The sequence below is a fragment of the Hydrogenophaga sp. UC242_50 genome (assembly GCF_042697355.1).
GTDB lineage: Bacteria > Pseudomonadota > Gammaproteobacteria > Burkholderiales > Burkholderiaceae_C > Hydrogenophaga.
In genome coordinates this window covers 3455226-3472458 of sequence record NZ_CP170553.1, presented here as the reverse complement: position 1 = coordinate 3472458, position 17233 = coordinate 3455226, and the positions used below count along the sequence as shown (strand labels likewise).

The following is a 17233-nucleotide window of genomic DNA, read 5'->3' as shown; positions in this document are numbered from 1 at the left end:
GCCTGGTGCGCCATGGGCTTCGCCGTGATCTACAAGGCCACCGGCATCGTCAACTTCGCCCAGGGCGAGATGGGCATGCTCAGCGCCTACACCACCTGGTCGCTCGCGACCATGCTGGGCACCGGCAGCCTGGCCACGGTGGCGCTGGCCATCGTGGTCGGCGCGGTGCTGGGCCTGCTGTGCGAGCGCCTGATCATGCGGCCCATGCTGGGCGAGCCGGTGCTCTCGGTGGTGCTGGTCACGGTCGGTCTGGCGGTGGTGCTGCGCTCCATCGTCACCATCGTCTGGGGCGCCTCGCCGCACAAGTTCGAGGTGGCGGGCGCGGACGACCTCGTGAGCCTGGGCGGCATCGGCCTGCGCGTGAGCCAGCTCGGCGTGCTCGGTGCCCTGGTGCTGGCGGTGGCGGGCTTCTGGTACTTCCTGGGCCACAGCCGCTTCGGCGTGGCGATGCGCGCCGTGGCCGCCGACGAGAAGACGGCGCGCCTCATGGGCGTGTCCACCGCGCGCGTGCAGGCCGTGGCCTGGGCTTCGGCATCGGCGCTGGCGGGCCTGGCCGGCGCGCTGTTCGCGGTGATCTACGGCCTCACGCCCACGATCTACGAACTCGGCCTCAAGGCCTTCCCGGCCACGGTGCTGGGCGGCTTCGACTCGGTGCTGGGCTCGGGCGTGAGCGGTCTGATCATCGGCGTGCTCGAGAACATGACGGGTGGCTACCTGTCGAGTTCCCTCAAGGAGATCGCGGGCTTCATGCTGATCCTCGTGGTGCTCATGGTGCGGCCCTTCGGGCTGTTTGGCGAAAAACGAATCGAGAGAGTCTGATGCGCAGCGGATACTTCAAGGAGCACTACAGCGGGCTGGTCGTCCTGACGGACTCGCCCGTGGTGAAGGCGTGGGTCGCGGTCCTGATGGTGGCGCTGATCGCGGCGCCCTTCCTGCTCGGCAACTTCGCGCTCTCGCACGTGACCATCATCCTGTTCACCCTGATCGGGGTGCTGGGCCTGACGGTGCTCACCGGGTTCGCGGGTCTGATCTCGCTCGGCCACGTGGGCTTTCTGATGCTGGGGGCGTACTCGTACGCCATCGGCGTCACGCGCCTGGGCCTGCCACCCGAGCTGGCGCTGCTGGCGGCGGCGGTGGTGCCGGCCTTCTTCGGCCTGCTGGTGGGTCTGCCCTCGCTGCGCCTGCACGGCCTGTACCTGGCGATCACCACGCTGGCCTTCAGCCACATCGTGGCCACCGGCATCCTGGCCGGCGGCAAGTTCACCGGGGCAGGGCGGGGCATCATGGTGATGCGGCCGACGATGTTCGGCTTCGACCTCTCCAGCGACCGCGCCTTCTACTGGTTCTGCCTCTTCATGTGCACGCTGGCCGTGCTGGTCACGCTCAACCTGCGCCGCTCGGTGCTGGGCCGGGCGCTGGTGGCGCTGCGCGACAACGACATCGCCGCGCGCACCATGGGCATCAACCTGGTGCGCTACAAGCTGCTGGCCTTCCTGATCAGTGCCGCGCTCACTGGCGTGGCCGGCGCCATCATGGGCATGTACCTGAGCATCGTCAGCGTCGAAGCGTTCCCCTTCCTGCTGTCCATCGAGGCGCTGGCCATCATCATCGTCGGCGGCCTGGGCTCGGTGCTCGGCGCGGTGCTGGGCACGGTCTTCATCGTGACGCTGCCCGAGGTCTTCAGCTCGCTGGTGCAACTGCTCGGCGGGCGCCTGCAGGACGTGATGACCACCAGCGCGCACGAGGTCAAGAGCGTGCTCTACGGCCTGGCCATCATCGGTTTTCTGCGCTTCGACCCACGCGGCCTGCGCGGCATCTGGCACGACATCCGCCACACCTGGGTGTTCTGGCCCTTGCGTTACTGACCTGACCCTCTCACCCCAACCACCGGAGACAACACCATGATGAAAAAGCACAGCCTCACCCAACTCGCGGCGCTTGCGCTGCTCACCGCTGGCGCCTGCGCCACCGCGCAGGCCCAACAGCAGGGCGTGACCGACACCGAGATCGTGCTCGGCGACATCCTGCCGTTGACCGGCCCACCCGCGCTGCTGGGCGTGGCGCACAACCTGGGCGTGAAGGCGGCCATCGCCGAAGCCAACGCCGCCGGCGGCATCCACGGCCGCAAGCTGCGCCTGATCTCCGAAGACGACGGTTACGTGCCCTCGCGCACCATCCAGGGTGTGCGCAAGCTGATCAACAGCGACAAGGTGTTCGCGCTGACCTCGGTTTCCGGCACGGCCCAGGCCCAGGCCGCGATGCCGCTGATCCAGCAGGCCGGCCTGCCGGCGATGGCGCCCATCACCACCTACGAAGGCCTGTACAAGCCGACGATCAAGAACGTGTTCGCGGTCGGTTACGACATGTCCAACGCGGTGGAAGAGCTGGCCGCCCGCATGGCCGACCGGTACCCGGGCAAGAAGTGGGCCCTGATCTCGCAGGACGACGACTACGGCGAGAACGTGCGCGACGGTTTCGAGCGCGCGACCAAGGCGAAGAAGCTGCAGGTGGTGTCGACCCAGATCTACAAGAAGGGCCAGACCGATTTTTCGTCGGAGATCCTGAAGGTGAAGCAGTCCGGTGCCGAGATCCTGCTGGCCGGTGGTGTGCTGGGTGAGAACGTGACGATGGTGAAGGAGCTGGAGCGCATCAACCACAAGATTCCGGTGGGTGTGACGTATGTGTCGCGTGTGCCGGCGAGTGCGAAGTTGATGGGGGCCGCGGCGGAAAATGTGTACACGGTGGACTATGTGTACCTGGAGAGTTCGCCGCAGGGCAAGGCGTTCACCGACAAGATCAGCAAGCACCTGAGTCCGGAGGAGATGGGCCGCGTGAATCGCTACACCTACACCGGCTATTCGGCCACGCGGGCTTTGTTCGATGCGATGGGGCGTTGTGGCAAGGCGCTGACCTGGGATTGCACGAATGCCGAGTTGGCCAAGGTGAACAACCTGGATACCGGGGCGATGACGCCCATCGGGTTTACTGCGACCAACCACCTGGCGGCGCCCAAGCTCTTTCTGCTGAAGGCTGATCCGGCCGCTTCTACCTACAAGGCTGTCGAGTAATTTTTCTCGCCTGGGTTGCTCACCTGGGTTTGCTCGGGGCCGCTGGTGCGGGTGACCGTTCTCCGGCGCTGCTCGCGGGCGACTGCCCGGGCGCGCTCATACCCCCGCGTGAACACGGGGCGGGCTCGCCCACTCTGTGGCAACCGCGAATGGGCGCCTGCGCCCGGCCACCCGCACCATCGACCCAGTGGCATGGTGGTGGCGCAGGGCAATTCAAGTGGTTGAATTCAAGTTTCACTTGAATGGCATGCCATTCCCTCCCTCTCGACGGATGGTGGGGTTCGCGGGCGCAGGCGCCCATTCGCGGTTGCCACGGAGGGTGAGTGAGGGGGTGGTGTTGACGAAGAGGTGAAGGCGGACCCGTGCAGACGCCCGCGAGCAGCGCCGGAGAACGCGGACCACGCCAGCCGTCAGCGCGAGGTCCAACCCAGCAACCACCGAGCACCAAAAAACGGATTCGTCGGATAGGACGATATTCCGAAGCCCTGCGTTTCCTACGATCCATGCAACTCCCGCACAGCACAAGAGCGGGCCCACAACGATGCCCCGCGTGCGCAGACAAAAAAGCACAGCAGGGCCGCCGACGGAGACCCAGTTGCTCATCCTTCAAATCCTCGTCGCAGGCATCGCGCTAGGCTGCGTCTACGGCCTCATCGCCCTCGGCTTCGTCCTCATCTACAAAGCCACCGAAACCGTCAACTTCGCCCAAGGCGAACTCATGATGCTCGGCGCCTTCATCTGCCTCGCGTGCATGGGCCCCCTCGGCATGCCCTTCTGGCTCGCCGCCATAACAGCAGTGAGCGCGATGGCCCTCGTCGGCCTGGGCCTCGAACGCGCCGTCATCCGCCCCGTGCTCGGCCAACCCGCCTTCTCCATCGTCATGCTCACCATCGGCGTCGGCTACGTCGCGCGCGGCGGCGTCACCATGATCCCCGGCATCGGCACCGACACCCACACCCTCGACGCCCCCTACAAAGGCGAAGCCCTCGAACTCGGCGGCCTCGTGCTCGCCGGCGAACAAGTCCTCATCATCGCCGCCACCGCCGCCCTCTGCGCCGGCCTCTGGCTGCTGTTCCGCTTCACCCGCGTCGGCATCGCCATGCAGGCCTCCTCGCAGAACCAGCTCGCCGCCTACTACATGGGCATCCCGGTGCAGAAACTCAACGGCCTCGTCTGGGCCCTCGCCGCCGCCGTCGCCACCGTCGCCGGCATCCTGCTCGCGCCCATCACCTTCGTGCACGTCAACATGGGCTTCATCGGCCTCAAGGCCTTTCCCGCCGCCATCATCGGCGGCTTCAGCAGCCTGCCCGGCGCCATCGTCGGCGGCCTCGTCATCGGCGTGGTGGAAGCGCTCTCGGGCTTCTTCCTGCCCGAAGGCTTCAAGGACGTGATGCCCTACGTGGTCGTGCTGATCATGCTCGCCGTGCGCCCCACCGGCCTGTTCGGCGAACGCGCCAGAAAAAAAGTCTGAGGCCGGCCCCATGCGTTTCATCTTCAAGACCTCCTACAACCAGGACATCGACCTGGTTCGCCACGAAGGCCAGCGCTTCTGGTACGGCCTGCTGTTCGTGGCCCTGCTGGCCGCGCCCTGGCTGCTGCCCGACTACTGGCTCGCGCAGCTCACCTTCGTCTTCATCTACGCCATCGTCGCCGTCGGCCTCATGCTGCTGGCCGGCTTCACCGGGCAGTTCTCCATCGGCCACGCCGCCTTCATGGGCGTGGGCGCCTACACCGAGGCCTGGCTGGCCGCGCGCGGCTGGCCTTTCCCGGTCTCGCTGGCCTGCGCCATGGGCCTGTCGGCGGCGGTGGGCGTGATCGTCGGCCTGCCGGCGCTGCGCGTCAAAGGCATGTACCTCGGCATCGCCACGCTGTCCTTCGGCTTCATCGTCGAAGAGGTGCTGGCGCGCTGGGAGTCGGTCACCGGCGGCAGCGCGGGCCAGAGCGTCAAGCCCATGGCCCTGTTCGGCTGGACCTTCGACTCGGACCGCGCCTTCTACTTCGTCTGCCTGGTCTGCATGGTGCTCAGCACGCTGGCCGTTCTCAACCTGCTGCGCGCGCCCACCGGCCGCGCTTTCGTGGCGATCCGCGACTCCGAGGTCTCGGCGCAGAGCATGGGCATCCACCTGGCGCGCTACAAGTCGCTCTCCTTCGCCATCTCGGCCGCGCTCGCCGGCCTGGGCGGCGCGCTGTACGCGCACAAGATGACCTTCATCTCGCCCGACCAGTTCAACCTCGTGCAGTCCATCGACCTGCTGCTCATGGTGGTCATCGGCGGCCTGGGCTCGATGCACGGGGCCTTCTTCGGCGCCATCTTCCTGATCGGCGCGCCGCAGGTGATCGCGCTGTTCAAGGACCTGCTGCCGCCCGCCATCGGTCAGGCCACCGGCCTGCAGGCCGTGGTCTACGGCCTGGTGCTGATCGCCTTCGTGATGTTCGAGCCCATGGGCATCCACGGCCGCTGGCTGAAGATCCGCACCTGGCTGGAGCTGTACCCGTTCTACCGGCGCGGCATGTTCAAGCGCCAGAAGAGCTTCCAGAAATCGGAGCGGCTGAAATGAGCGACAACGAGTTCCTGCTGTCGGCCCGCAATCTGAGCGTGCGCTTCGGCGGCGTGCTGGCGGTGAACAACGTGAGCTTCGATGTGAAGCGCGGCGAGGTCTTCACGCTGATCGGCCCCAACGGCGCCGGCAAGACCACGGTGTTCAACCTGATCAGCCGCATCTACACCCCCACCACGGGCACGCTGGCCTTCGACGGCCAGGCGCTGAATGCGGTGCCGCCGCACGAGGTGGCCCTGCTGGGCATCGCGCGCACCTTCCAGAACATCGAGCTGTTCGAGCACGCGACCGTGTTGCAGAACCTGCTGATCGGCCGCCACATCCGCCGCCGCACCTCTGTCTGGCGCGAAGCGCTGTTCGGCCCCGGCGTGCGCGCGGCCGAGCGGGAGACCCGTGCCAAGGTGGAGGAGGTGATCGAGATGCTGGACCTGCAGCACCACCGGGACTCGCTGGTGGCGGGCCTGCCCTACGGCGTGCGCAAGGTGGTCGAGCTGGCGCGCGCGCTGTGCATGTCGCCGAAGCTGCTGCTGCTGGACGAACCCTCGTCGGGCCTGAACAGCGAGGAAACCGGCGACATGGCGTTCTGGATCCAGGACATCGTGCGCGACCTGGGCATCACCGTGCTGATGGTCGAGCACGACATGGGCCTGGTCTCGCGCGTGTCCGACCGGGTGCTCGCGATGAACCAGGGCGAGGTGATCGCGCTGGGCGCGCCGGCCGAGGTGCAGTCGCACCCGGCGGTGGTGGAGGCCTACCTCGGCAGCGTGGGCGACGTGGCCTCGCTGCGCCGGCCGGCGGAGGTGTCGGCATGAGCGAACCCGTGCTCACCCTGAACAACGTGGAAAGCGCCTACGGCCCGGTGAAGGCGGTGCGCGGCGTGAGCCTGAGCGTGCACGCCGGGCGCATCGTCACCGTGCTGGGCTCCAACGGCGCGGGCAAGACCACCATCCTCAAGACCATCAGCGGCATCCTCGATCCGCGCAAGGGCAGCATCCGCTTCGAGGGCGAGGACATCACCGCCGCCGATCCCACGCACGTGGTGCGCAAGGGATTGGTGCACGTGCCCGAGGGGCGCGAGGTGTTCCCGCTGCTCTCGGTGCGCGACAACCTGCTGATGGGCGCCTACACCCGCAGCGACCGCGACGGCATCGCGCGCGACATGGAGACCGTGTTCGGCTACTTCCCGATCCTCAAGGACCGCGCCGCGCAGGACGCCGGCCTGCTTTCCGGCGGCCAGCAGCAGATGCTGGCGATCGCGCGCGCCATCCTCGCCGGCCCCAAGCTCATCCTGCTCGACGAACCCAGCCTGGGCCTGAGCCCGAAGCTCACCAAGGACATCTTCGAGATCGTGGTGCGCATCAACCGCGAGCGCGGCACCACCATCCTGCTGGTGGAGCAGAACGCCAACATGGCCCTCAACGTGGCCGACCACGGCTTCGTGCTGGAGAACGGCCGCATCGTGATGGACGACAGCTGCGAGAACCTGCGCGAGAAGGACGACATCAAGGAGTTCTACCTCGGCATGAAGGAAACCGGTGCGCGCGGCGAGCGGCGCTGGAAGAAAAAGAAGAACTGGCGGTAACCCATGGCACAACTCTGGAACCTCGAATCCCTGCGGCCGCGCCAGCGCGAGCCGCTGCCCGGCGAGACCATCCCCGCCATGTTCTGGGCCGGCGTGGCGCGCCGCGCCGATCGCGTGCTCATGCGGCAGAAGACGCTGGGCATCTGGCGCGAGTGGACCTGGCGCGAGGTGGGCGACACCGTGCGCGAGATCGCCCTGGGCCTGGTGGACCTGGGCCTGCGCCCGGGCGACACCGCGTCCATCCTCTCCAACACGCGGGTGGAATGGGTCTGGTGCGACCTCGCCGTGCTCAGCGCGGGCGGCGTGTCCAACGGCATCTACCCGACCGACGCGGCCGGCCAGGTGCGCTACCTGTGCGAGGACTCGGCCACCAGCGTGCTGTTCGTGGAGGACGAGGAACAGCTGGACAAGGCGCTGGAGGCGCGCGCCCACCTGCCGCGCCTGGCCTGGATCGTGGTCATCGACCCCAAGGGGCTGGAGCATTTCAGCGACCCGGGTGTGATCACGCTGGACGAACTTCGGCGGCGCGGCGCGGCCCAGCCCGACACCCTGGCGCAGCGGGCCGGCGCGCGCCAGGCCGGCGACCTCGCGATCCTGATCTACACCTCGGGCACCACCGGGCGGCCCAAGGGCGCGATGCATTCGCACGCCAGCCTGCTGCGCACCGTGCGCGGGCTGGACGGCATCCAGCCGCAGGACGAGAACGACGAGCGCATGTGCTTCCTGCCGCTGTGCCATGTGGCCGAGCGCGTGATCGGGCTGTACGCCTCGTTCTACAGCGGCACGCGCATGAACTTCGTGGAGAACCCCGACACCGTGCCCGAGAACGTGCGCGAGATCGCGCCCACCGTGTTCGGCGGCGTGCCCCGGCTGTGGGAGAAGTTCTATTCGGCCGTGACCATCTCGGTGCAGGAGGCCGGCCGGGTGCAGCAGGCCCTGTACGCCTGGGGCATCGGCGTCGGCCACGAGGTCTCTGCCGCCGTGCTGGCGGGTCGGCCCGTGGGGCCCTGGCTGCGGCTGAAGTACCGGCTCGCGGGCCTGGCCTCGCTGGACCACGTGCGGCGCTTCATCGGCATTCACCGTTGCCGCTTCCTCATCACCGGCGCGGCGCCGATCTCGCCCGACCTGATCCGCTGGTACCTCGCGCTGGGCGTGCCCATGCTGGAGGCCTGGGGCCAGACCGAGTCGGGTGGCATTTCCACCATCATGCCGGCGCAGGCCATGCGCCCGGGCAGCATCGGCCGCGCCGCGCCCTGCAACGAGGTGCGCGTGGACCCGCAGACCGGCGAGCTGCTGGTGCGCGGCGCCAACGTGTTCATGGGCTACCTGAACCAGCCCGAGAAGACCGCCGAGGCGATCGACGCCGACGGCTGGCTGCGCACCGGCGACGTGGGCGTGGCCGACGAGGGCGGCTACTTCCGCATCACCGACCGCATGAAGGACATCATCATCACCGCCGGCGGCAAGAACATCACGCCCAGCGAATGGGAGAACGAGCTCAAGTTCTCCCCCTACGTGACCGACGCCGTCGTCATCGGCGACCGGCGCGCCTACCTCACGGCCATCGTGATGATCGAACAGGAGAACGTCGAGAAGTTCGCGCAGGACCACGACGTGCCCTTCAGCAACTACGCCAGCCTGGCGCGCTCGCCCGAGGTGCAGGCGCTGATCCGCGGCGAGATCGACAAGGTGAACGCCAAGTTCGCCCGCGTCGAACAGATCAAGAAGTTCTTCCTGCTCGAAACCCGCCTGGGCGCGGAGGACGAGGAGCTCACCCCCACGATGAAGCTCAAGCGCAAGCTGGTGCAGACCAAGTACGCCGAGCAGATCGAGGCCATGTACCGCTGACCCCACCCCACCTGAAAGGACCGCTTCATGAAGACGTATTCCCTCCTGGCCGCCGCCGCGCTGCTGGCGCTCTGCGGCACGGCCTCGGCCCAGTCGCTGGGCGTGAGCAAGGACGAGATCCGCATCGCCACCATCCCCGATCTCTCGGGGCCGCTCGCCGGCTACGGCAAGGACATCCGCAACGGCATGCAGCTGCGCGTGGCCGAGATCAACGAGCAGGGCGGGGTGCACGGCCGCAAGATCACCCTGCTGGTGGAAGACGCCGGCTACGACCCCAAGCGCACCGTGCTGGCCGCGCAGAAGCTGGTCAACCAGGACAAGGTGTTCGCGATCGTGAGCACCTTCGGCACCGCGCACGCCAACGCGGCCATGCCCATCATGTTCTCCAAGCACGTGCTCAGCCTGTTCCCGCTCTCGCTCTCGCGCGACATGTACGAGCCCTTGCACAAGTACAAGTACGCGCTGATCGCCTCCTACTTCGACCAGATGGCCGTCGTGGTGCCCAAGCTGTACCGGGAGAAGGGGGCGAAGAAGGCCTGCGCCATCTACCAGGACGACGACTTCGGCGCCGAGGTGCTCAAGGGGGCCGAGGCCGGCCTGCAGAAGGTCAACGCCAGGCTGGAAGAGAAAGCCAGCTTCAAGCGCGGCGCGACCGACTTTTCTTCGCAGGTGGCGCGGCTGAAGGCCGCGGGTTGTGACTTCATCGTCATGGGCACGCTGATCCGCGAATCGGTGGGCACCATCGCCGAGGCGCGCAAACTGCAGTTCAACCCGGTGTTCGTCGCCACGTCCTCCGCCTACACCGACCTGATCCCGCGCCTGGGTGGCAAGGGCATGGACGGCTTCTACGCCGCCACCACCGCGCAGCACCCCTACCTGGACGACGCCTCGCAGCCGCTGCGCTTCTGGGCCAACAAGTACCAGACGCGTTTCAACGAAGCGCCGACCACCTTCTCGACCTATGGCTACACCATGATCGACCTGTTCGCCCGCGCGGCGCAGAAGGCCGGCCCGGCACTCACGACCGAATCCTTCGTCAAGGCGATGGAAGGCATGGGCAACATCCCGGGCGACCTGTTCGGCAACCCGCCGATGTCGTTCTCGCCCACCAAGCACCTGGCGTCGGACGCCTCGCGGCTCTCGCAGATCCAGGACGGGCGCTGGAAGGTGGTGTACGACTACGCGCAGATGAAGTGAGCCCCATGAGCCGCCATGTGTTTGTGACGGGCGTGGGCATGGTGCCTTTCACCAAGCCCGGCGCCGGCGACCCCTACCCGCTGCTGGGCGCGGCGGCCATCAAGGCCGCGCTGGCCGACGCGGGGGTGGACTACCAGTCGGTCGACCAGCTCTGCGCCGGCTTCGTCTACGGCGACTCCTGCTGCGGCCAGGCGGCGGCCTACCACGTGGGCCTGACCGGCATCCCCGTCGTCAACGTCAACAACAACGGCGCCACCGGCTCCACCGCGCTCTGGCTCGGCCGCCAGGCCATCGCCAGCGGCGAGGCCGAGTGCGTGCTGGTGGTGGGCTTCGAGCAGATGCAGCGCGGCGCCATCGCGGCGCACTTCACCGACCGGCCCGACCCCTCGCAGCGCCTGCTCGACGTGATGGCCGACACCCAGGGCCGCGACGAGGCCGCGCCCATCGCCGCGCAGCTCTTCGGCGGCGCGGGCCGCATGCACATGCAGCTCTACGGCACGCGGGCCGACACCTTCGCGCGCATCGCGGTGAAGGCGCGCCGGCACGCGGCGAACAACCCCAACGCCATCTTCCGCGACCCGCTCACGCTGGACGAGGTGCTGGCCTCGCCCTCGGTGTTCGACCCCCTGACCCGGCTGCAATGCTGCCCGCCGAGCTGCGGCGGCGCGGCGGCGGTGCTGTGCTCCGAGGCCTTCGCGAAAAAGCACGGGCTCAGCCGCCAGGTGCGCATCGCGGGGCAGGCGCTGGTGACGGACGGCAACAGCAGCTTCGACGAGAACGACATGCGCAAGCTGGTCGGCTTCGACATGACGCGCCGCGCGGCCCAGCGCGTGTACGAACAGGCCGGCATCGGCCCCGGCGACGTGCCGGTGGTCGAGCTGCACGACTGCTTCACCAGCAACGAGCTCATCACCTACGAGGCCCTGGGCCTGGTGGAAGAGGGCGGGGCCGAGCGCTTCATCCTGGACGGCGACAACACCTACGGCGGCCGTGTGGTCACCAACCCCTCGGGCGGCCTGCTGTCCAAGGGGCATCCGCTGGGCGCGACCGGGCTGGCGCAGTGCGCCGAGCTGGTGTGGCAGCTGCGTGGGCAGGCCGGCGCGCGCCAGGTGGACGGCGCCAAGGTCGCGCTTCAACACAACCTCGGGCTCGGCGGCGCCTGCGTCGTTACGATGTACACGAAGGCGGGATGACATGGCAACCGAAGGCGCGCGACTGAGACTGGTGAGCACGGCGACCGAGGCCGTGGACGAGGCCGCGCGCGGCTCGCCGCTGGCGGCCAAGCTCAACCCCCCGTTGCCCACGGCCTTCGAGATCGTGCGCGCCGAGGTCGGCGAGAAGATCTTCAGCGCCGGGTCGGCCCGGCTGGTGCTGCTGCGCGCCCCGGCGGGCTTCGGCAAGACCACGGTGATGCTGCAGGTGCGCCACCGCTTCGAGGAAGCCGGCCTGCCCACCGCCTGGCTCACGCTGGACCGGGCGGACAACGACGTGGGCCGCTTCCTCACCGTGCTGGCCGCCGCGCTCGAACCGCTGGTGCCCGGCCTGGCGCGCGCGCGCGGCGCGCCCGTGGGCAACCTGGAGGAACTGGCCTTCTCGGTGATCGACCACGTGGCGGCGCACCCCGCGCCGTTCGCGCTCTTCCTCGACGACTTCGAGGCCTTGCAGAACCCGGTGGCGCTGGGCCTGGTGAACGAACTCATCGACCAGCTGCCGCGCGGCGCCCAGCTCATCGTCGGCTCGCGCGGCGCGCCCGAGCTGAGCCTGGGGCGGTTGCGCGCGCGCGGGCCGCCTGCTGGAGATCGACCCGGCGCAGCTGCGCTTCTCGGTCAGCGAGACCGAGGGTTTTCTGCGCGAGCGGCGCGGCCTGGTGCTGGAGAGCGAAGACATCGTGCGCCTGCACCGCAGCACCGAGGGCTGGGCGGCGGCGCTGTGGCTGGCCTCGGTGTCGCTCGAGCACCGCGACCACCCGGGCCAATTCATCGCCGGCTTCACCGGCTCCAACGCCGCCGTGGTGGACTACCTGGTGGAAGACGTGCTGGCGCGCCAGACCGAGGACGTGCGCGGTTTCCTGCTGCGCTCCAGCGTGCTCGCCGTGCTCAACGCCTCGCTGTGCAACCTGATCTGCGGGCGCGAGGACAGCGCCGCCATGCTGCGCTCGCTGGAGCAGTCGCACCTGTTCCTGATTCCGCTGCAGCCCGAGGGCAGCGGCTACCGCTACCACGGCATGTTCGCCGAGTTCCTGCGCGCGCAGCTGCTGCGCCAGTACCCGGACGAGGTGCCCGGCCTGCACCGCGCGGCGGCGCGCTGGTTCCTCGGCCAGGGCCGGCCGGTGCCCGCCATCGAACACGCGCTGGCCGCCGGCGACGTGCGCACCGCGCTGCCGCTGCTGAACCAGCACGCGCAGGCCCTGCTGGACCAGGGCCGCATGCGCCTGCTCTCGCGCTGGCTGGACCCGCTGCTGGAGCGCGGCCTGCTCGACGAACACCCCATGCTGCAGGTGGTGCACGCCTGGGCCGTGTGTTTCGCGCGCGGCCCGCTGGCGGCCGCGCCCCTGCTGGAGCGCCTGGAGCGCCGCGCCGACCCGGACGAGGAGGTGAGGGCGCACCGGCTCGCGATGAAACCGCTCTTCATGGTGCTGACCGACCGCACCGACGAGGCGACCGAACTGGCCTCGGCCCTGCTGGGCGCGCTGCCCAGCCACGTGAGCTTCGTGCGCGGTTTCCTGGAGATCATCCTGGCCAACCTGGCGATGATCGCGGGCCGCTACCACGAGGCGCTGCGCTACGCCGACGCCGCGCGCAGCCGCCAGCCCGAGCACCGCAGCAGCTTCAACTTCACGCTCTCCGAAGCCGCCGAGGCGGCGGTGGACCTCACGCAGGGCCGGCTGCGCAAGGCGCTCGCGCGCCTGCGGCTGGCCGTCAACGCCGGCACGCACGACGCGGGCCGCACCACCAACGGCAACGCCATGGCCGGCGTGCTGCTGGCCGAGGCCCTGTTCGAGGCCGACCAGCTCGACCAGGCCGAGCGCCTGCTGGCGGTCTACATCCCGCTGATCCGCCATGTGGGCATTCCGGACCAGCTGATCCTGGCCCACGTGGTGATGGCGCGCATCGCGCAGGACCAGGGCGATGCCGACCACGCGCTGCAGTTGCTGGCCGAACTGGAACACCTGGGCCACCGCGACGGCCTGCCGCGCGTGGTGGCCGGCGCGCGGCTGGAGCGCGTGCGCATGTTGGTGACCGAGGGCCGGCTGGGCCGCGCGCGCGCCGAGATCGACCACTGTGGCGACAAGGCGCTGTGGGCGCGCGTGAGCCGCTCGTCCTTGCGCGCCAACGAGGTCGAGACGCTGGCGCTGGCGCACGCGCGCTGGGCCGTGCAGGCCGGGCACGCGGCCGAGGTGGTGGCCGAACTGCGCGCCGAGGTGGACGCGGCCGAACGCGCCCAGCGCGAGCGCCGCGCCATGACGCTGCGCCTGGTGCTGGCGCAGGCCCAGTACAAGCTGGGCGAGCGCAACCGCGCCATGCGCGTGCTGGCCAAGGCCGTGTGCTTCGGTGCCGCCGAGGGCTATGTGCGCGCCTTCCTGGTGGAAGGGCCGCTGCTGCTGGTGATGCTGCAGGAACTTCGCAGCGGGCCGACCGATTTGCTCGACGCGGATGGCGGCGCGCCCATCGCCTTCCTGGACCGCCTGCTGCGCGCGCCCGTGGCGCCGCTGCCGCCGCCCGCCGTGGCCGGCGCGGCGACGCCCTCGGCCAGCGCCATCGACGCGCTGACCAAAAAAGAACTGCAGGTGCTGCGCCTGGTGGCCGAAGGCTTGTCCAACGACCAGATCGGCGAGCGCATGTTCGTGGCCGAAACCACCATCCGCACCCACCTGCGCAACATCAACGTGAAACTCGACACCCGCAACCGCATGGAGGCCGTGCAGGTCGCCCGGCGCGCGGGCTGGCTGGCCTGAGAAAGTTCTTACTCCCATGATGCAACGCGAGATCTTCCAACCCGAACACGAACTCTTCCGCGAGACGGTGCGCCGCTTCCTGCAGGCCGAGGTGGCGCCGAAGATCGAACACTGGGAAGCGCGCGGCGGCTTCGAACACGGCTTCTTCGAGGCGGCCGGCGCGGCCGGCCTGCTGTGTCCCACCGTGCCCGAGTCGCTCGGTGGGCCGGGCGCGGACCTGCTGTACTCCGCCGTGCTGCTGGAGGAGGCCGCGCCGTACAGCAACTTCGGCCTCTCGCTCACCATGCACTCGGAGATCGTCACCAACTACCTGCTGCACTTCGCGGGCGAACACCTTCAGCAGCGCTGGCTGCCGCGCATGGTGACGGGCGAGGTGATCGGTGCGCTCGCCATGACCGAACCCGGCGCGGGCTCGGACGTGAAGGCCGTGCGCACGGCGGCGGTGCGCGAGGGCGATGGGTTCGTGCTCAACGGCTCCAAGACCTTCATCTCCAACGCCACGGTGTGCGACCTGGTGATCGTGGTCGCCAAGACCGACCCGGCCGCCGGCGCCAAGGGCGTGAGCCTGCTGGCGGTGGACACCAGCTTGCCCGGCGTGCGCAAGGGCCAGCCGCTGAAGAAGATGGGCCTGAAGTCGCAGGACACGGGCGAGCTGTTCTTCGAGAATGTGCGCGTGCCGGCCGACGCCCTGCTGGGCGAGGAGAACCAGGGCTTCGCCTACCTCATGCGCGAGCTGCCCTGGGAGCGGCTGCAGATCGCGATCTCGGCGATCGCCGCCGCCGAAGCGGCCTACCGCTGGACGCTGGACTACGTGCGCGAGCGCAAGGCCTTCGGGCAGGCGGTGGCCGATTTCCAGCACACGCGCTTCGTGCTGGCCGAGCTCAAGACCGAGATCCAGATCGGCCGCACCTTCGTGGACCACTGCCTGGCGCTGCTGCTGCGCGGCACGCTGGACGCGCAGGCCGCCTCCATGGCCAAGTACTGGACGACCGACCTGCAGGGCAAGGTGGTGGACGCCTGCGTGCAGCTGCACGGCGGCTACGGCTTCATGGCCGAGTACCCGATCGCGCGCGCCTACGTGGACGCGCGGGCGCAGCGCATCTACGGCGGCACCAACGAGATCATGAAAGAGCTGATCGCCCGCGACCTGTGAGGCCCTCGAAGGCGGGTTTTCCGGGCTTGCCTGCCGGGGCGCGGGCGTGCCATGCTTGGCGCCATGAACACCCCGCTGCGCCGCTGGAGCACCGAGGCCGCTTCCCACGGGCGGTCCCTGGACTACTGGGTGGACGCGGTCTGCGAAGGCTTTCTGGCGATGGACGTGCGCAGCCGCGCGCCGCAGCGCTTCGAGGCCGCGCTGACCTCGGTCGCGCTGGGCGAGCTGCAGCTCAACCGCGTCGAGGGCAGCGCGCAGGACGTCTACCGCACGCCCCGGCACCTGTCGCGGGGCGGGCCCAACTACTTCTACCTGCTCTGCAAGAGCGATGAGCCCTGGGCCGGCGCCCAGGAGGCGCGCGGCACGCGGCTGGCGCCGGGCGACTGCCTGCTGGTCGATTCGCGCCGCCGGTACGAATTCCACTTCGACACCCGTTGCGACACCATCTCCCTGCAACTGCCCTCGGACTGGGTCGAGCGCTGGCTGCCCGACCCGGCGGCCGCCTGTGGGCGCGCGCTGGATGGCCGAAGCGGCTTCGGCGCCGCGCTCTCGGCCTTCGCGCGCCAGCTGCAGCCCGAGCTGGCGCTGGCGCCACCGCTGCCACCGGCGCTGCTGGCCGATCAGCTCGGTGCGTTGCTGGCGCTGGCCGCCGGCACCGAGGCGCCGCCGGCCCGCCCCGGCCTGGCCGCGCGCATCGCCGACGCGGTGCGCGAGCGCCACGCCGAGCCCGGGCTCACCGCCGCCGCCGTGGCCGCCGGCCTGGGCATCGGCGAGCGCAGCCTGCACCGCGCGCTGGCCGCGCACCGGCACACGTTCGCCCAGCAACTCATGGCCTGCCGCATGGACAGCGCGCGCCGCCTGCTGGCCGATCCGCGCTTCGACCGCCTCACGGTCGCCGAAATCGGCCGCCGCGTGGGCCTGCTCGACCCCTCGCATTTCGTGCGCGCGTTCCGCCACGCCACGGGGCACACGCCGGGCGCCCTGCGCCGCCAGCGCTGAGGCCTTCGCGGGCCGTCAGCGGCCATGGGCCTGGCGGGCAGCGGCCATCCACCGCCGCGGGCGCGGCCTACAGTGCGCTGCACTTTCACAGGAGACCCCCATGTCCGATACCTACGTCCTCGTCCATGGCGCCTGGCACACCGGCGCCGAACTCGAAGCCACCGCCGGGCACCTGCGCGCGGCCGGCCACACCGTGCACTGCCCCACGCTGGCCGGCAACCGGCCGGGCGACGACCGCGCCGCCGTGGGCCTGGCCGAGGCGGTGGCCTCGCTGGTGAGCGACATCGAAAGCCGCGACCTGAAAGAGGTGCGCCTGGTCGGCCACAGCTACGGCGGCATGGTCATATCCGGCGCGGCCGAGCGGCTGCTGCCGCGCCTGGCGCGCCTGGTCTACGTGAACGCTTTCGTGCCGCAGCCGGGCGAGTGCCTCAACGACCTGGTGCCGCCGCACTACAAGGCGCTGTTCGACCAGATCGCCGGTGCGAACGGGCAGGCCGTGATGCTGCCGTTCGAGATCTGGCGCGAGGCCTTCATCAACGATGCCGACCTGGCGCTGGCCCAGGCCGCCTACGCCAAGCTCAATCCCCACCCCTACCGCACCTTCACCGAGCCCTCGGCCCTCAGCCAGCCTTTGGCCGCGCTGCCGGTCGGCAAGTCGTACCTGAACTGCGTGCTGGACGTGGCGCTGCCGGCCAGCCTGCCGTGGCACCCCCGGCTGTCGGAGCGGCTGGGCCTGTTCCGCTATCTCGAGGCGCCCGGCAGCCATGAGGCCTGGTTCACGCGCCCGGCGGAACTGGCGCAGGCGATCATCGCGGCCGGTCGCGACTAGTCGAATCGTCCGAGGCGACGATATTCCGGGCCGGCCCCGCTGGC

At 69.5% G+C, this 17233-nt stretch carries 15 protein-coding genes; 14 read left to right on the top strand and 1 reads right to left on the bottom strand.

Annotated features, from left to right (window positions below; all coding sequences use genetic code 11):
• Positions 1–12 precede the first annotated feature (12 nt).
• The 10 genes from ACFJGX_RS17800 to ACFJGX_RS17755 all read left to right on the top strand — a co-directional run bounded on the left by ACFJGX_RS17800 (position 13) and on the right by ACFJGX_RS17755 (position 11446).
• Complete coding sequence (locus ACFJGX_RS17800) at positions 13–819, top strand: branched-chain amino acid ABC transporter permease (RefSeq protein WP_382326689.1); 807 nt, start codon at positions 13–15, stop codon at positions 817–819.
• A complete protein-coding gene (locus ACFJGX_RS17795) occupies positions 819–1865 on the top strand; it encodes a branched-chain amino acid ABC transporter permease (protein ID WP_382326687.1) in 1047 nt (348 codons plus the stop codon). The genes ACFJGX_RS17800 and ACFJGX_RS17795 overlap by 1 nt, the downstream gene beginning before the upstream one ends.
• Before the next feature lie 36 nt (positions 1866–1901).
• Positions 1902–3068, top strand: a complete 1167-nt coding sequence (locus ACFJGX_RS17790; protein WP_382324785.1) for an ABC transporter substrate-binding protein — start codon at positions 1902–1904, stop codon at positions 3066–3068.
• Between the two features lie 595 nt (positions 3069–3663).
• On the top strand, positions 3664–4539 hold the full coding sequence (locus ACFJGX_RS17785; protein WP_382158026.1) for a branched-chain amino acid ABC transporter permease: 876 nt from the start codon (positions 3664–3666) through the stop codon (positions 4537–4539).
• Positions 4540–4549: 10 nt separating this feature from the next.
• Positions 4550–5626, top strand: a complete 1077-nt coding sequence (locus ACFJGX_RS17780; RefSeq protein WP_382324787.1) for a branched-chain amino acid ABC transporter permease — start codon at positions 4550–4552, stop codon at positions 5624–5626.
• The gene (locus ACFJGX_RS17775; protein ID WP_382324789.1) at positions 5623–6438 is read left to right on the top strand and encodes an ABC transporter ATP-binding protein; all 816 of its coding nucleotides are present in this window, start codon (positions 5623–5625) and stop codon (positions 6436–6438) included. The genes ACFJGX_RS17780 and ACFJGX_RS17775 overlap by 4 nt, the downstream gene beginning before the upstream one ends.
• Entirely contained in the window at positions 6435–7208 is a 774-nt protein-coding gene (locus ACFJGX_RS17770; RefSeq protein WP_382158020.1) for an ABC transporter ATP-binding protein, read from the top strand. Before ACFJGX_RS17775 ends, ACFJGX_RS17770 begins: the two co-directional genes overlap by 4 nt.
• 3 nt (positions 7209–7211) lie before the next feature.
• Positions 7212–9056 (top strand): AMP-dependent synthetase/ligase, encoded by a 1845-nt coding sequence (locus ACFJGX_RS17765; protein WP_382326685.1) that lies wholly within the window; start codon positions 7212–7214, stop codon positions 9054–9056.
• A gap of 27 nt (positions 9057–9083) precedes the next feature.
• Entirely contained in the window at positions 9084–10253 is a 1170-nt protein-coding gene (locus tag ACFJGX_RS17760; protein ID WP_382324793.1) for an ABC transporter substrate-binding protein, read from the top strand.
• Between the two features lie 5 nt (positions 10254–10258).
• The gene (locus ACFJGX_RS17755) at positions 10259–11446 is read left to right on the top strand and encodes a lipid-transfer protein (protein ID WP_382324795.1); all 1188 of its coding nucleotides are present in this window, start codon (positions 10259–10261) and stop codon (positions 11444–11446) included.
• On the opposite strand, the gene ACFJGX_RS17750 is transcribed toward ACFJGX_RS17755, so the two are convergent.
• A complete protein-coding gene (locus tag ACFJGX_RS17750) occupies positions 11421–12140 on the bottom strand; it encodes a hypothetical protein (protein ID WP_382326683.1) in 720 nt (239 codons plus the stop codon). The genes ACFJGX_RS17755 and ACFJGX_RS17750 overlap by 26 nt on opposite strands.
• On the opposite strand from ACFJGX_RS17750, the gene ACFJGX_RS17745 reads away from it, so the two are divergent.
• From ACFJGX_RS17745 to ACFJGX_RS17730, 4 genes are all read left to right on the top strand, one after another.
• Entirely contained in the window at positions 12121–14208 is a 2088-nt protein-coding gene (locus ACFJGX_RS17745; protein WP_382326681.1) for a LuxR C-terminal-related transcriptional regulator, read from the top strand. The two genes, ACFJGX_RS17750 and ACFJGX_RS17745, sit on opposite strands and share 20 nt — an antisense overlap.
• 16 nt (positions 14209–14224) lie before the next feature.
• Positions 14225–15361, top strand: coding sequence for an acyl-CoA dehydrogenase family protein (locus tag ACFJGX_RS17740; RefSeq protein ID WP_382324797.1), 1137 nt, complete (start codon positions 14225–14227; stop codon positions 15359–15361).
• Positions 15362–15424: 63 nt separating this feature from the next.
• Positions 15425–16360, top strand: a complete 936-nt coding sequence (locus ACFJGX_RS17735) for a helix-turn-helix domain-containing protein (protein ID WP_382324799.1) — start codon at positions 15425–15427, stop codon at positions 16358–16360.
• A 100-nt stretch (positions 16361–16460) separates the two neighbouring features.
• On the top strand, positions 16461–17189 hold the full coding sequence (locus ACFJGX_RS17730; protein ID WP_382158006.1) for an alpha/beta hydrolase: 729 nt from the start codon (positions 16461–16463) through the stop codon (positions 17187–17189).
• Positions 17190–17233: the final 44 nt, after the last annotated feature.